This is a genomic window from Streptococcus sp. Marseille-Q5112, from assembly GCF_916700555.1.
In the GTDB taxonomy this organism is placed as follows: domain Bacteria; phylum Bacillota; class Bacilli; order Lactobacillales; family Streptococcaceae; genus Streptococcus; species Streptococcus symci.
Window position 1 is genome coordinate 1 of sequence record NZ_CAKAKP010000003.1, and the last position, 16853, is coordinate 16853.

Here is a 16853-nt window from a genome sequence, read left to right on the forward strand (position 1 = left end):
CGCCTGTTTCTGTATTGACGTATTTATCGCCGTCTTTACCTTGATTTGCTTCTGGGTTAACTTTGCCGTTCAAGACGTCTTTACCGTCGCGGCCATCACGTCCGTCACGACCTGCTGCGCCATCTCGTCCATCGCGTCCTGGTAAACCTTGTGCTCCGTCTTGACCACGCTCACCTTGAAGACCTTGAGCACCTTTGTCCCCTTTAGGTCCCTTGATGTTGCCTTCTTTGTCCCAGTTGCCGTTATTCTTAACGAAGACGTCACCTGTTTCTGTGTTAACGTATTTATCGCCGTCTTTACCTTGATTTGCTTCTGGGTTAACTTTGCCGTTCAAGACGTCTTTTCCGTCGCGTCCATCACGTCCGTCACGACCTGCTGCGCCATCTCGTCCGTCGCGTCCTGGTAAACCTTGTGCTCCGTCTTGACCATCACGTCCTTGAAGACCTTGAGCACCCTGGTCACCCTTAGGTCCTTGTAGCCCTTGTGGTCCTTGTGGTCCTGCAACTCCGGCTTCACCTTTTAGACCTTGAGGTCCACGAATGTTACCAATCTTATCCCAAGTTCCGTTTTCTTTCTTATAAACATCACCTGTAGTTGCATCGATATAAGTGTCGCCATCTTTACCATCATCTGCTGTTGGTGCTTTAGGTCCACTTAATAATTCAGCACCATTACGTCCGGCTGCACCTGCTGCACCATTGGCACCGTCTGTACCATTATAAATTGGTTGTTTAGCAATTAAGTCATCTATACCTTCATCGTACCGACCATTACCATTGTTATCAAAGTACGCTGTAATAAGAGTACCTTCTCTTGGTTTTTCTGCTGGTGCTGTAGATGGGGCGTCTGCTAAAGCTCTTCTTACTCTTCCGCTTCTTTGATTGTTTAATCTTGCTGCTGCTTCAGCTAAGGCATTTAAGTCGATGGTTGGTGTACGTCCATCTTTACCATCTTTAATGTTAGCTACAACAGGCTCTTCTCCAGGAATTGTAAATGTAATGTCAGTACTATGACCATCTTTACCACGAGCTGTAGTAATTACTGGCGTTTTACCATCACGTCCTGCTGCCCCTGTTTCACCACGTTCGCCACGATCACCTTTAGCACCTTGTGCACCAGTTAATCCACGTTCACCTTGGTCTCCTTTTTCACCTTTGGCACCATCTGCAATGACAACTTCTTTTAGTTTTGTATCTCCTGCATCAAATTCGTTGTTGTCATTTTGATCATAATAGAAGATAACAGTTGTTGTTTTATCAGCTTCATTTCGTTGAGTCGCAACTAATGGGCTTGCTCCATCGAAACCATCTCTTACAACAGTATTTGTAACATTACCTCTACCGTCGTTAATCGTGATAGTATGAGTGCCGTCATCTTTATTATCTTTAACGGTTACGGTTGGAGTTACACCGTCACGACCTGCCTGACCTTGGTCTCCTTTTTCACCTTTAGCTCCAGTTAAACCGCGTTCACCTCGGTCTCCTTTTTCACCTTTAGCTCCAGTGAGACCGCGTTCACCTTGGTCTCCTTTTTCACCTTTAGCTCCAGTTAAACCGCGTTCACCTTGGTCTCCTTTTTCACCTTTAGCTCCAGTGAGACCGCGTTCACCTTGGTCTCCTTTTTCACCTTTAGCTCCAGTTAAACCGCGTTCGCCTCGGTCTCCTTTTTCACCTTTAGCTCCAGTGAGACCGCGTTCGCCTCGGTCTCCTTTTTCACCTTTAGCTCCAGTTAAACCGCGTTCACCTTGGTCTCCTTTTTCACCTTTAGCTCCAGTTAAACCGCGTTCACCTTGGTCTCCTTTTTCACCTTTAGCTCCTTGTGCTCCGGTTAGACCGCGTTCACCTTGGTCTCCTTTTTCACCTTTGGCACCTTGTGCTCCAGTCAGACCGCGTTCGCCTCGATCTCCTTTTTCACCTTTAGCTCCAGTGAGACCACGTTCACCTTGATCCCCTTTTTCACCTTTAGCACCTTGTGCTCCAGTCAGACCACGTTCACCTTGATCCCCTTTTTCACCTTTAGCACCTTGTGCTCCAGTCAGACCACGTTCACCTTGATCTCCTTTTTCACCTTTAGCACCATCTTTAATAGCAATTCTTTGAACAAGTTCGTCTACACCTTCAGTGTAAACACCGTTACCATCATTATCAAGATAGAAAGTGAGGTTATTGGTATCACCGATTTTATTTTGATCAACACGTGGTTTTACAGTTTCAATGAATTCTTTAGCAACACCGATTTGAACAATACGTGGTTTAGCTTCTTTAGTAACTCTATTACTAATTGGCAAGCCTAGGATTGTTTCATTACCTAATCGATGAACTTTATAGGTAATTTGACGTTGTCCTTTTTCACCTTCTCTAACTAATCTAGTCTCACCTTCTGGCAATTTACTAGTTGGAAGATAGATAGTTTGGAATTCAAGTTCTTCTGTAACAGTCTTGTTACTAGTACCACCATTTGGATTTGCATCCAAGAGGAGTGGGTTTGCTCTATAATAATAGTTAGAGTTACTGTATGGGTCATTGCTAGTAGCGGCACCGCCACCACCTTGGTCCACGTTAAAAGTAACTGGTTTCAAACGAACAGACAAGTCACCATTTGGATTAATGATAGGCAAACTAAATCTGATTGTTTGTTCCATATTTGTTGAAGTAGCAGAGGTCATACTGTATCCTGAGTGAGATACGAAGTTGGCACCCTGGCTAATAGGTTTTGATTGCTCTCTTAATCTTGGAGTTGTGATGGTTGCATTTGAAGGATTTCCAAATCCATCCCCTTTGTCCAAGATAAAGTTATTATTAACAAATTCACCTGGACCAGAGTATCTAATTGTGAAATTCAATCTATTACCTTGACGTACTGTTGTTACATCGTAATGAATTGAATTACCACCACGTGAGTTTCCGTAGCCACGGAAACTATAACTACGACCACCTTGACTAATATCTGTAAATGCAACTGTATTTCCAGAACCTGAAACAATTGGGTTAGCTGGATTGCTAGCTGCTCTAAAGCCACTGTGCCCTTTATCCAAGTCTTCTTTACGGATAGCTGGATTTTGGCGAGCGTCAGAAAGGCTAAGAGCTGGTTTCAAAAGCTCATTAGTAGATGCAAATCTTGACGTAGCTTCTACTTTAACAGGTGTGCTAGTCGGCAAAACAGTACTATCAAGAGCTGAACGATCAGTTGTTGCAACTGGTTTAGCTTCTTCTTTGGCTTCTGCCGCGTCAGCTTTCTTCACTACAGGAGTTTCTGATACAGTTCCTTTATCAGAGTTAGAACGAAGTTCTAGACCAATAATAGCCGATTGAATAGATGACTCTGCTGCTGATAATTCAACTTCAGTTGCATCTGCTTTCCCAAGCAAGCTTTGACCAGCTTGGATACTTGCTTGCAAGTTTGCAGCACTTGCTTCTGTATATAACTTACTCTCAAGTTTTTTAGCACGCGAAAGAGCCGTTAACAATTTTGACTTGTCAACAGCATCTTGATGCGTTACTTCTTCTTTTTTATCTTTTGCTTCTTCAACTTTTTCTGCTGGTCTAGTAGCTTCTTCAGTTTTAGCTGGAGTCGTTTCTACTGGGTTCGCAACAGTTGGAGCTGCATAAGTTGTTTCTTTTTTAGGTGTAGAAACTTCTGCTGGTTTAGTAGCTTCATCTACCTTATCAACAGAAACACTGTTAGTTGCTTCTGGATGTTGTTCCTCCGCTTGTACTGATTGCGCATTAGCGGCAGTTCCCAATACTAAAGCTGTACCGAGCAAGACACTAGCTGCACCAAAGTGATACTTACGAATAGAGTATCGTTGTTGCATGCTATACCAGTCAAATGATTTCTTATGTGAATGTTTCATTTTAAACTCCTAGATAATATTTTATAGTTCCTACTCTACAACCATTTGATATATAAATCAATATTTTCTATACAATTAATATATTCTCTTTTTGTACCTAAAAGTCACTTATATTATTCTAATTTTTCTGACTAATTCAGACAATTTTTCTACTCCGACATTTTTGTACACTTTAGACAATAATATGATATAATGAAAATAGGAGGAAATTACCAATATGCGCAACCTTTTATCCACAAAAGATCAAAGACAATTACGTTTAATGGAAACCTTGATTCAAAATCGTAATTGGATGAAATTGCATGAACTAGCCGAAAAATTAGGATGTACAGAACGAATCTTAAAAAGTGATTTAAATGAATTACGTGTTGCCTTTCCATCTATTGACATCCAATCTTCTGTTAACGGAATCATGATAGATTTAGAAGTTAACACTAGTGTAGAAGATATTTATCAATATTTTCTTGCTCATTCTCAATCTTTTCAATTACTAGAGTATCTGTTTTTTAATGAGGGGCTACCTATTTATCGAACAATAGAAAATCTTCACTCTAGTAATGCCAACCTCTATCGACTGGGCAGAAATATTACAAAAACTCTATCAACTCAATTCCAAATTGAACTATCTTTTACTCCATCCGAGATACGTGGGAATGAGATTGATATACGCTATTTTTTTGCTCAATACTTTTCTGAGCGCTATTATTTCTTAGACTGGCCTTTTCCTGATCTTCCTGAGGAAGATTTAACAGAGTTTGTTGACTTCTTCTATAAAATTACGAATTATCCAATGCGATTTTCAATTTATAGAATGTACAAACTGATGATAGCTATCAGTATTTACCGCATCAAAAATGGTCATTTTATCGACTTACCAAATCATTTCTATGATGAATACTATCCTATTTTGGCGAGTATTCCAAACTTTGAGGAGATACTTGTCCATTTCTCTGAAAAACTGGGACTTGAAATCACTCCAGATATCATTGCACAAATTTTTATTTCCTTTATTCAAAGTAACATTTTCTTAGATCCTCAAGAATTCTTCAACTCTTTAGAAGAGAACAGTGAAGCAAGACACTCTTACCAATTACTGAGTCAAATACTAGAAAGCCTATCAAAACAATATAAGATTACTTTTACCAACCACGATGAGCTGATTTGGCATTTACACAACACCGCTTTCTTTGAAAGACAGGAAATCTTTTCTACCCCAATCTTATTTGAACAAAAAGCATTGACGATTAAAAAGTTTGAAGTTTACTTCCCAGACTTTATGGGGAGTGCGCGTCAAGAACTGGCTCAATACCGTCAGGCAATTGGACAGCATGACCATCCTGAACAGTTGGAACACTTGATGTACACCATCTTAACCCATGCTGAAAACCTCTCTACTCAGTTGTTAGAAAATCGACCACCTATCAAGGTTTTAATTATCAGTAACTTTGACCATGCTATATCCCTTACCTTTGTTGATATGCTTTCCTACTACTGTAATAACCGCTTTACCTTCGATACTTGGGATGAATTAAAAACAAGTCCTGAGATTTTAAATCAGACAGATTACGATATCATCGTGTCTAATTTCTATATTCCAGGGATTACCAAGAAGTTTATTTGCCGAAACCATCTGTCAATCATGGATTTGGTTAATCATCTTAACTGTTTATCAAATGAGATTCATATATCCAATACTTTATAAACTAGAAAAGTCAGCATAATACTGCTGACTTTTTCTTTTATCTATTTTCTATACTTCCTTTACAAAAACCAATTCCTGTGGCTGGGACAAATCTTCTCGGTAGGTAAATCCTGCAAAACTTAAGCGACGTGCTTCCTCCACCGTCTGTACTTGATTTTCTATCAGAGCTGTCAAGAAGGCACCACGCGCTTTCTTTGAAATAGTTGAATGAATCTTCAGCTGACCACCCTTGTCCTCCATGAATTTGAAGGTCACCATTTTTTCTCTGATTTCCTTAGAAAACACAGTCTCAAACTCGGATGACAAGAGGGAGAAAATTAGGTCTTCCTTCTTCACAGCTTCATCGTAGGCTGACTTCCAATGGCTCTTCAAAGTCTTACCAGCAACTTTTAACTTCATCAAAAAGTCCAAACGGTGAGGGGCCATAGGTGACAAGGCTGGAACAACACCGTACAAAGCCGAGGTAATAAAAACATGATTTTCAAGATAGGCCTGTTCTGCATCGTTCAATTTGTCTCGCTTAATGTGGCGGTACATTAGCCCATCAAAAAGTTTCAGAGCTGGATAGTATTGAGCAGTTTGCCTTTTCAAAGCTTGGATATGTTGAAATTCTTCCGCCGCCTTTTCAGCTGATACCTTGTAAAAACTCTCCAATTGACTAGCAGAATAGAGAGCCAAGGCATCAAGCACGGCCTGACTTTCTGGCTTTAAAGGAGTGGCTTCAATACTTGGTAAATCTGTGTTCATTTCTTTTGCTGTTGGGATTAAAATTTTCATATTAATAGTGTAGCATATTTTTTTGCCACTACCAAGAAATTCATCTGAAAAGAGACTGGGAAAAGTCTTAAACCTCAGAAAAAAACGCATAATATCAGGTGTTGAAAAATCTTGATACTATGCGTTTTATTGTGGAATAATTTACTTCATTTTTTCCTGAAATTGAGTTTTTGCCCAGCCTCTTCCCTTACTGCACTTTAAAGGTCTTGAGATAGTTGTCTTTTCCTACTTGACCTTCGAAGGTTTTACCATTTTCGAGGTAAGGGAGGTCATCTGATACTGAGGCCTTAACCTTGTAAATCTTGCCATCAACTTTAAAGAAGTAGACGGTGTCTCCCTTGATAACAGCTGATTTGAGATCTGCTACCACACCCTTGATACTTTCTGTGGTTTCATTATCAATTTCAAGATCGTTTTTATTGGCGTACTTGCTGAGTAGCTCTTCCACTGTCGTAGCTACGATAACATTTTGGTACTCGACTGCGTCTACCAGAGCGTACTCTTTGACCAAACCAGCATTGTCCTTCAAGCCCATGATGTAGAGAGGCTTGTCATTGAGGTTGATGAGGATTGGGAAGGTCGCCTTGTAGGATTTCTCCTGAACAGCACCTTCTGCTGATTCACGGGCTGATTCTTCTGTCGCAGAAGCCAAGCTATACTTAGTGATTTCTCCTGTTCGCATATTTTCAAGAATGAAACCAAGATTACTTTCATCCGCATTAGCCGACGTCACACCTGTGTAGAGGTAGATGTCATTCCCGATAGACAAGTAATTATAGCCCTTGGTAGTCTGGGTCACGTTTTTCTTGGAAATCATAGCATTCCAGAAACCGTCCTTGTACTTGCCGTTATAGTTGATTTGCTCGATGGTTTCCTCAGCTGGATAAACACGGTCCACCCATTCTGGAACATCTGCCAAGCTGTATTCCTTGGTTTCTCCATTTGTGGCATCCAAGATAATGACTGAAACAGGACGGGGAACCGCAAGTCCAAATTGCTTTTGGTAAACCGTTGCTACATAGAAAGGATTTCCCTCATCGTCCACCTCAAAAGATGGAGTCTTGAAGATTTTAGTTGGGTACTTCAAGCGTAGGTGGCGTTTGACATCACGGTTAAAATACTCCGAGTCAGAATACTTGATTGGTGTCTTCAAGTCCACCAAGTTGGCATTTCCAGTTACCATGTCCACCTTGATATACTCGCCGATTCCCTTGGCCTGATTGTTAAACCATTTGATAGGATCTGCATATTCTAACGGTGTAACCCGATAAGGTTTCCCATCAATCGTCAGTTGGGTATAGGTGTCTGCCGCCACGTATTGCGACACCTTATCCGTTAGGGAACCCAAGTAACGGTCACCAATTTTTTCAGCGGTACTTCTATCTAAGATAGGAACCTTACTGGTGTCAGTCTTAGGAAATTCAGTAAAGTCTTTTTCCGTAACTGTGACTACATTAGCATAATTTTTAGCCTGAAAAATGCTAGAAGTCACCAAGGAAACCAAGGCTGCTAAGAGAAGAATTCCTCCAATAGAAGCAAAAAGAATTTTCCCTAACCGATTGATTTTGAAACCCTCAAAATTTAAAGCAGCTTCCGCCTTTCCGTGGCGCACATAAACCGTTTTGACAAGGTTTATCCCCTTGCCAAAGCCAAATAAGATTGATACAACCAGCAAATGCCCACAGAGGAAAAAGAGAAATTCCCAGCTGGTCAAATTAAGGGGAGGTAAAAAGATATACCAGGTCGTTGCGATAAAAATAAGTTCAAAGACTATCCGTTTCATTTGCTTTCCTCCTAAATGATTCGTCCTTCCAAGTGATCCAGTTCATGCTGGCAAATCTGTGCTGGAAAGCCTGTCAAGGTCATGGTCTGTTCCTGCCACTTGCTGTCACGATAGGCAACCCTTATGGTTTCATAACGCTTAGTAGGTCTCACACCCGTCAAGGACAAACAGCCTTCTTCTGTCTCATAAAATCCTTCAGAGGACAGGAGCACTGGGTTAAACATGACCACAGGAACCAAGCCAAGATTAAAGATAATCACGCGCTTCTGCACCCCAATCATATTGGCAGCCAGACCAACACAGGTCTCACGATTCGCTAAAAGCGTATCCTGTAAATCTCTGGCAAGATAAAGGTCTTCCTGACTTGCCGGCTGAGACACCTGAGATAAAAACAAAATATCCTTTACAATTTTCTTTTCCACTTCCTCACACTCCTCTTACTTTTTACTATATTATAGCAATTATAGCACAAAAGACGGCAACTGCAAGCCCTTTCCCTCAACTGTAACAAAAAGCCATCCGAAGATGACTTTTTTTTAAATCGCATTCTTATCAAAGCCGAGTTTACGTTGGATAAATTTAACGATTTCGACGATGATAATCATTGAGAAACTTCCAGCCATAACAATTCCCCATTGTGACAAGTCTAGTTTGGTTACGTGGAAGATTCCTTCAAGCGGTTCTACGATGATTGTTGCCATAAGAAGAATGAAGGATACCAAGATAGACCAGTTAAAGGTCTTAGACTTGAATGGGCCAACTGTCAAGATGGACTGGTAAACAGACTTGACATTGTAGGCATGGAAGAGCTGAATCAAACCAAGGGTTGCAAAGGCCATAGTAAGGGCATCTGCGTGAATGGCATGATTATCACCCACATGTACTGGGTAAGCAATAGCAAGACCATAAACACTCATAACAATAGCTGCTTGGAGTACACCTTGATAGATGATAGAACTGAAAACACCACCTGAGAAGAAGCTTGCCTTGCGTCCACGCGGTTTATGATTCATGACACCAGGCTCAGCAGGTTCAACACCAAGAGCGATAGCTGGGAAGGTATCTGTTACCAAGTTAATCCACAAGAGATGAACTGGCTGTAAGACATCCCAACCAAACAAGGTTGATAGGAAGATAGTCAATACTTCAGCAGTATTGGCAGAAAGTAGGTACTGAATAGTCTTTTGAATGTTTGAGAAGACCTTACGTCCTTCTTCCACTGCGACGATAATAGTCGCAAAGTTATCATCTGCAAGAATCATGTCAGAAGCTCCCTTAGAAACCTCTGTACCAGTGATTCCCATACCGATACCGATATCGGCTGTTTTCAGAGCTGGCGCATCATTGACACCGTCACCTGTCATGGCAACGACCTTACCTTGTTTTTGCCAAGCCTTGACGATACGAACCTTGTGTTCTGGAGACACACGGGCATAAACAGAGTATTGACCAACTACTTTTTCAAAGTCTTCATCTGACAGTTCATTGAGTTCAGCACCAGTTAAAACGTGGCCTTCGGTATCATTTGCATCGATGATACCCAAACGTTTGGCAATAGCTTCTGCAGTATCTTGATGGTCACCCGTAATCATGATTGGACGAATTCCAGCTTCCTTAGCCACACGAACAGCCTCAGCAGCTTCAGGACGTTCAGGGTCAATCATCCCAATCAAACCAGTAAAGATTAGATCATTTTCAAGCTCTTCAGAAGTAAGGTTTTCTGGAATACTATCAACAACCTTATAAGCACCTGCAAGGACACGCAAGGCTTGGTGAGCCATTTCAGAGTTGTTGGTATGAATGAGGTTTATAACCTTCTCATCAATCGGAGCAATATCCCCAGCTTTGTCACGAAGAACACAACGTTTCAAAAGTTGGTCTGGTGCACCCTTGACTGCTACAAGGAAACGACCATCTGGCAATGGGTGAACCGTTGACATGAGCTTACGTTCAGAATCAAATGGCAATTCAGCTACACGAGGATATTTCTCTAAAAATCCTTTAACATCGTAGCCCTTGTCCAAGGCATATTGGATGAAGGCTGTTTCGGTTGGGTCACCAATCAGGTTGCCTTCCACATCAATTTTCGTATCATTTGCCAAGACAACTGAACGAAGAAGCGGCATTTCAAGACCTAGCTCAATGTCATCAGCTGAGTCATGTAGGACTGCATCGTAGAAGACTTTTTCAACTGTCATCTTGTTCATAGTCAGCGTACCAGTCTTATCAGAAGCGATGATTTCAGTTGAACCAAGGGTTTCTACAGCTGGCAACTTACGAACAATAGAATTTCGTTTGGCCAAAACTTGAGTACCAAGGGCAAGAACGATAGTTACGATAGCTGGTAGCCCTTCTGGAATGGCTGCAACGGCAAGCGCAACAGAGGTCATCAACTCACCGAGTGGATTTTTACCTTGAATGAAAACACCAACTACAAAAGTAACAAGTGCAATGACCAAAATTGCATAGGTCAAGACCTTAGAAAGGTTGTTCAAGTTTTGTTTGAGGGGTGTATCAGTCTCATCAGCGTCTTGAAGCATACCAGCAATGTGACCTACTTCAGTATACATACCTGTATTAACAACAACACCCATCCCACGACCATAGGTTACGTTTGAGTTTTGGAAGGCCATATTGACACGGTCACCAATACCAGCATCTGCATCAAGTTCAACTGTCAAGTCTTTTTCGACTGGTACAGACTCACCTGTAAGAGCAGCTTCTTCAATCTTGAGAGAATTAGCTTCTAGCAAACGTAGGTCTGCAGGTACTACATCACCAGCTTCAAGGGCAACGATATCACCAGGAACCAATTCTTTAGAGTCAATCTCCGCCATATGCCCATCACGAAGAACGCGGGCAGCTGGACTTGACATAGATTTGAGGGCTTCAATGGCTTCTTCTGCTTTTCCTTCTTGGTAAACACCAAAGGCAGCGTTGATGATAACCACGGCTAGGATGATAATGGCATCTGCGATATCTTCCCCACCAGAAGTCACGACTGACAAGATTGCTGCCGCAACTAGGATGATAATCATCAAATCCTTAAATTGCTCGATGAATTTGACCAGGATTGATCGTTTCTCGCCTTCTTCGAGTTCATTGTGGCCAAATTCGGTAAGGCGCTTTTCCGCCTCACTTGATGACAAACCTTGCTCGGTCGCATCCACAGCCTGCAAGACCTCTTCAGGACTCTGAGTGTAAAACGCTTGGCGTTTTTGTTCTTTTGACATCTGTCTCCTCCTTGACATTGTGTGCAAAACAGACTCTCTTTTCCTCATCGTATCTTTTCACGACAAACAAAAAGAGACCTGTTAATCATAACAAGTCTCGCTGTTTAAGATAGGGCCGGAAAGCATACTTTTCAGTACAAAATTCGGAATGACGACACTATCACAGGTTTCTGCCAGCTACTCCCTTGAGTAGTACTATTATACCAAATTTTGAAAAGTTTTCAAAGACTAAAAACTGACTTATTTGAATTTTCCCTTGAAAACCAGTATAATGGTAGAATGCTATATGACTAGAAAGGAAGTTGAATGAAGCAATCTATCTCAAATCTCAAGTTAGCTGAGCGTGGGGCCATTATCAGTATTTCGACCTATTTGATCTTGTCTGCAGCCAAATTAGCAACTGGGCACCTCCTCCATTCATCCAGTTTGGTGGCCGATGGTTTCAACAACGTGTCGGACATCATTGGAAATATTGCTCTCTTGATTGGGATTCGAATGGCGCGCCAGCCTGCTGACCGAGACCACCGTTTTGGCCACTGGAAGATTGAAGATTTGGCTAGCTTGGTCACTTCTATTATCATGTTCTATGTTGGCTTTGATGTTCTAAGGGATACCATTCAAAAGATTCTCAGTCGTGAAGAAACAGTCATTGACCCTCTGGGTGCAACTCTAGGAATCATTTCTGCAGCGATTATGTTTCTAGTTTATCTCTACAATACTCGCCTCAGTAAGAAATCCAACTCCAAGGCACTCAAGGCTGCCGCCCAGGACAATCTTTCTGATGCTGTTACCTCACTTGGTACTACCATTGCCATCCTGGCCAGCAGTTTCAATTATCCCATTGTGGATAAACTGGTTGCCATTATCATCACTTTCTTTATCTTGAAGACTGCCTATGATATCTTTATCGAGTCTTCCTTTAGCCTTTCCGATGGTTTTGACGACCGCCTGCTTGAGGACTATCAAAAGGCCATTATGGAAATTCCCAAAATTAGCAAGGTTAAATCTCAAAGAGGTCGCACCTACGGTAGCAACATTTACCTTGATATTACGCTAGAAATGAATCCTGACTTGTCTGTTTTTGAGAGTCATGAAATCGCGGATCAAGTCGAGTCTATGCTGGAGGAACGTTTTGGGGTTTTTGATACCGATGTCCATATCGAGCCAGCACCTATCCCTGAGGATGAGATTTTAGACAATGTCTATAAAAAATTGCTTATGCGCGAACAATTGATTGACCAAGGAAATCAACTGGAAGAACTCTTGGCTGACGATTTTGTCTATATTCGTCAAGATGGAGAACAGATGGATAAAGAGGCTTATAAGGCCGAAAAAGAACTTAAAGCTGCGATTAAGGACATACAGATCACTTCCATCAGTCAGAAGACCAAACTCATCTGCTATGAGATGGATGGAATTGTCCATACCAGTATCTGGCGTCGCCACGAAACTTGGCAAAATATCTTTCATCAAGAAACCAAAAAAGAATAGAGAAATCCTGTCCATGAGACGGGATTTTTCTATTCTTTTAACTATTAAAGTCACTTAGATACTCATAGCGTTCGTATTTTTCAAGGAGTGCTTCGTTTTTCTCATCCAGTTCTTTTTGAAGAGTAGCTAGTTTGCCGAAGTCAGATCCGTTTACCTGCATTTCCCCTTCAATAGCAGCGATACGATTTTCCAAGGTTTCAATATCGCCTTCAATGCTTGCCCACTCCTGCTTTTCTTGGTAGGTCATGCGTTTCTTGTCTTCTCGAACCTTGACGATTTTTTCCTTTTCGGCTTTTTGAACTTGATTGGCCATCTCTGTTTCAAAGGCTTTTTCATCAAGATAGTCGGTGTAATGACCAAAGAAAGGACGAATCTTGCCATCCTCAAAAGCCAGAATCTTGGTCGCTACCTTATCTAAGAAATAACGGTCATGGCTAACTGTCAAAACTGGACCAGCAAAACCTTGCAAGAAATTCTCCAAAACTGTCAAGGTCGCAATATCTAGGTCATTTGTCGGTTCGTCCAAGAGAAGAACATTTGGTTTTTCCAAAAGCAGTTTGAGGAGATAAAGACGTTTTTTCTCTCCCCCAGACAATTTCTCAATCAAGGTTCCATGCGTCGAACGTGGGAAGAGGAACTGCTCCAGCAGCTCTGCAATCGAAGTACTAGAACCACCGCTGGTCTTGACTTCTTCTGCCACTTCTTGCAGGTAATTGATAACACGCTTGCTTTCATCCAAACCCTCAATTTGTTGAGAGAAATAGGCGATACGAACAGTTTCCCCTATCACCACTTGTCCTGCTGTCGGCTCAAGACTTCCTGCAATCAAGTTAAGGAGAGTTGATTTTCCAACACCATTGTCCCCAACGATTCCGATACGGTCTTTGGCCTGAACTAAGAGATTAAAATCTTGCAAAATGGGCTTATTTTTATAGGCAAAGGAAACATCTTGAAACTCGATGACCTTTTTCCCAATCCGACTGGTTTCAAAGTTCATGGTCAAGTCTGTTTCAGCAACGCCGCCTGAAACTTCCTTTTTCAGGTCGTGGAAACGATTGATACGAGCCTGCTGCTTGGTCGCACGCGCCTGCGGTTGTCTGCTCATCCAGGCCAATTCTTGTTTGTAGAGTTGTTCTTTTTTGTGAAGAAGAGCCGCGTCGCGCTCGTCTTGTTCCGCCTTAAGGCGAACATAGTCCTGATAATTCCCTTGATACTCGGTCAATCCTGCGCGATCCAACTCGAAAATCCGTGTCGACAAAGCGTCTAAGAAATAGCGATCGTGGGTGATAAAAAGGACGGTCTTCTTGAAATTTTTCAAAAAGAGGGTCAGCCACTCAATAGTCACAATGTCCAGATGGTTGGTCGGCTCATCCAAAAGCAAAAGGTCGTGGTTGCCAAGAAGAACTTGCGCCAACTGGACCCGTCTTCTTAGACCACCTGACAATTCCCCAACAGGAGTGGATAAGTCCTGAATCCCCAGCTTGCTGAGAACGGTCTTGACCTGACTCTCAATTTCCCAAGCTTGGAGAGAGTCCATTTCTGCCATGACTCGTTCCAAACGCGCCTGCTTGTCCTCACTATAGTTGAGCATAATCAACTCATATTCACGAATGAGCTGGATTTCCTTGAGATTGCTGGATAGGACTGTATCCAAGACCGTCTTGCTATCATCAAAATCAGGATCTTGGGTCAAGTAACCAATCTGGTAATCATTCTTAGCTGAAAAGGGACTCACATCCCCATCAAAGCCAGAAACACCAGAAAGAACATCTAAAAGGGTGGTCTTCCCTGTTCCATTGACACCAATCAGACCAATTCTGTCTAGGTCATGGATAATAAAGGAAATATCCTTAAAAACGGTCTTATCACCGACGGATTTACTTAGTTTTTCAACGATAAAATCACTCATTTTTTCTCCCTCAGGTAAGCATGGATGGCTTGACGGTCATTTTCTAATTCTCCATCGACAATAGCATACTCAATCTCTGTTAAAATCTCTCCCAAATCTGGGCCCGGCTGATAACCATATTCCTTGATCAAAATACCACCATTAATCTGAATTTCTTTCTTATCATGAATGGTCAGACTCTGGTAAGTTTCTGTGATGACTTGCGGGTTAACTTCTTTTCCTTGAGCCTGACGAAGATTTTCAGCCTGTAAAAGTAAATCTAAATCAAAGCGATAACAATCGCGCTTGCTCAATTCTCCCTTTTCACGCAAGGCCAAAATAGTCAGTAAATCCTGTACCTGCTTGGCAAATTGACGTGAGGTCTTCCAAGCCTTCAAAAATGGCTGTGCATTTTCAATCTCCAAAGCCCACAGTAGAGCTGTCCAGGCTTGTTCAGAGGATTTAAAGGTGAAATCAGTCTCCAAATCAAACAGTCTATTGAGCTTGTCCTGGCTAGCTGCCATATCAGGGAGATAGTCATAAGCTTGACTCTCAATCATGGAAGCCAAGCCCCTTCTCCAAAATGGAGCCAGCAAGAGTTTATCAAACTCAACGAAGGTACGCTCTACAGAAATTTTCTCCAAAAGCGGCGTCAAGGTCTTCATAGCCTTAAATGTTTCTGGCTCAAGCTCAAAGCCAAGACTAGCCTGAAAACGGAAGCCACGCATAATCCGCAGAGCGTCTTCGTTGAAACGCTCACTTGCCACTCCAACCGCCCTCAAGACTTGGTTTTCCAAATCCTCTAAACCATGAAACAAGTCAATGATTTCCCCTGTCTCATCCAAGGCAAAGGCATTGACTGTAAAATCACGGCGTTTGAGATCTTCTTCTAGCGAACGCACAAAGGAAACCGCACTGGGTCTGCGATAGTCCACATAGACATCCTCTGTCCGAAAAGTGGTTACCTCATACTCCTCATCCCCATCTAGTACCAAGACGGTTCCATGTTCGATTCCGATATCGGCTGTTCGAGGAAAAATCTGCTTGGTCTCTTCTGGATAAGAAGACGTCGCAATATCCACATCATGGATGGGACGATTGAGAAGGGCATCTCTGACGGAACCCCCAACAAAATAGGCTTCAAATCCTGCTTCTTTAATTTTTTCTAATACTGGTAAAGCCTTCTGAAATTCAGAAGGCATTTGCGTTAATCTCATAATAAGTGTTCTAATCCATAGACAAGCTCATGACGCTTGACAACTTCTTTAATTCCCAAATTCACCCCTGTCATGAAGGAGCTGCGATCATAGGAGTCATGACGGAGGGTCAATCCTTCTCCTTGATTGCCAAAGATTACTTCCTGATGGGCTACCAAACCTGGCAAACGAACTGAGTGGATCCGCATGCCATCAAAATCAGCACCACGGGCACCTGTAATCAATTCTTCCTCATCAGGCGCACCTTGCTGGGTAGACTCTCGAACTTCTGCCATTAACTCAGCTGTTTTAATAGCAGTTCCACTCGGTGCATCCTTTTTCTTGTCATGATGGAGCTCGATAATCTCCACATTTGGGAAATATTTAGCAGCCTGCTTCGCAAATTGCATGAGTAAAACAGCACCCAAGGCGAAATTTGGAGCTATCAAACCACCCAAATCTTGGGCACGAGAAAATTCTTTTAGCTCTGCAATTTCTTCACTTGTGAAACCAGTCGTTCCAACTACTGGAGCAAAGCCATTTTCAAGAGCAAAGCGTGTATTTTCATAGGCAACGGCTGGTGTAGTAAAGTCTACCCAGACATCCGCTTCAAAGCCTGCTAAATCAGTCTTATCCTTGAAAACAGGAATACCCTGCCATTCTGATTCAGACTCAAAGGGATCCAAAACTGCTACCAAGTCCAAGTCTGGATCAGCCAAGACCATCTGACAAGCAGCCTGGCCCATCTTTCCCTTAAAACCAGCAATAATTACTCGAATACTCATCTCTACTCCTGACTAAGATACAAAGGACGTTAGCTGCCCATGAAAAATAGGGAATGACGCTGACTTTCCATGAAAGGAAAAACAGGCATCTTTTTTCATGAGGCAGGTAGTCCGTGTTCAATTTCTAAGATACAAGATTTCTTAA

The 16853-nt window shown here is 42.1% G+C and carries 10 protein-coding genes; 2 read left to right on the forward strand and 8 right to left on the reverse strand.

The window, feature by feature from the left end:
• Window positions 1–3853 (reverse strand): G5 domain-containing protein (locus tag LG372_RS02965; RefSeq protein WP_225742090.1); only part of this gene is annotated, 3853 nt, incomplete at its 3' end.
• Window positions 3854–4070: 217 nt separating this feature from the next.
• Here LG372_RS02965 and LG372_RS02970 point away from each other — a divergent pair.
• Window positions 4071–5555 (forward strand): M protein trans-acting positive regulator PRD domain-containing protein, encoded by a 1485-nt coding sequence (locus tag LG372_RS02970; RefSeq protein ID WP_225742091.1) that lies wholly within the window; start codon window positions 4071–4073, stop codon window positions 5553–5555.
• A gap of 48 nt (window positions 5556–5603) precedes the next feature.
• On the opposite strand, the gene yaaA is transcribed toward LG372_RS02970, so the two are convergent.
• The 4 genes from yaaA to LG372_RS02990 all read right to left on the reverse strand — a co-directional run bounded on the left by yaaA (window position 5604) and on the right by LG372_RS02990 (window position 11348).
• Window positions 5604–6332 carry a peroxide stress protein YaaA gene (gene yaaA / locus LG372_RS02975; RefSeq protein ID WP_225742092.1) on the reverse strand — a complete coding sequence of 243 codons (729 nt, stop codon included), beginning with the start codon at window positions 6330–6332 and terminating at the stop codon, window positions 5604–5606.
• 187 nt (window positions 6333–6519) lie between these two features.
• Complete coding sequence (locus tag LG372_RS02980) at window positions 6520–8115, reverse strand: hypothetical protein (protein WP_225742093.1); 1596 nt, start codon at window positions 8113–8115, stop codon at window positions 6520–6522.
• An 11-nt stretch (window positions 8116–8126) separates the two neighbouring features.
• The gene (locus LG372_RS02985; RefSeq protein ID WP_225742094.1) at window positions 8127–8537 is read right to left on the reverse strand and encodes a peptide deformylase; all 411 of its coding nucleotides are present in this window, start codon (window positions 8535–8537) and stop codon (window positions 8127–8129) included.
• A gap of 114 nt (window positions 8538–8651) precedes the next feature.
• Window positions 8652–11348 carry a cation-translocating P-type ATPase gene (locus LG372_RS02990; protein WP_225742095.1) on the reverse strand — a complete coding sequence of 899 codons (2697 nt, stop codon included), beginning with the start codon at window positions 11346–11348 and terminating at the stop codon, window positions 8652–8654.
• Between the two features lie 306 nt (window positions 11349–11654).
• Here LG372_RS02990 and mntE point away from each other — a divergent pair, with 306 nt between their 5' ends.
• Window positions 11655–12839 carry a CDF family manganese efflux transporter MntE gene (gene mntE / locus LG372_RS02995; RefSeq protein ID WP_225742096.1) on the forward strand — a complete coding sequence of 395 codons (1185 nt, stop codon included), beginning with the start codon at window positions 11655–11657 and terminating at the stop codon, window positions 12837–12839.
• Between the two features lie 37 nt (window positions 12840–12876).
• On the opposite strand, the gene LG372_RS03000 is transcribed toward mntE, so the two are convergent.
• From LG372_RS03000 to dapB, 3 genes are read right to left on the reverse strand one after another with little or no spacing between them, the layout of a single operon-like run.
• Window positions 12877–14748, reverse strand: a complete 1872-nt coding sequence (locus LG372_RS03000; RefSeq protein ID WP_225742097.1) for an ABC-F family ATP-binding cassette domain-containing protein — start codon at window positions 14746–14748, stop codon at window positions 12877–12879.
• On the reverse strand, window positions 14745–15944 hold the full coding sequence (locus tag LG372_RS03005) for a CCA tRNA nucleotidyltransferase (RefSeq protein ID WP_318783343.1): 1200 nt from the start codon (window positions 15942–15944) through the stop codon (window positions 14745–14747). The genes LG372_RS03000 and LG372_RS03005 overlap by 4 nt, the downstream gene beginning before the upstream one ends.
• The gene (dapB, locus tag LG372_RS03010; RefSeq protein WP_225742098.1) at window positions 15941–16708 is read right to left on the reverse strand and encodes a 4-hydroxy-tetrahydrodipicolinate reductase; all 768 of its coding nucleotides are present in this window, start codon (window positions 16706–16708) and stop codon (window positions 15941–15943) included. Before dapB ends, LG372_RS03005 begins: the two co-directional genes overlap by 4 nt.
• Window positions 16709–16853: the final 145 nt, after the last annotated feature.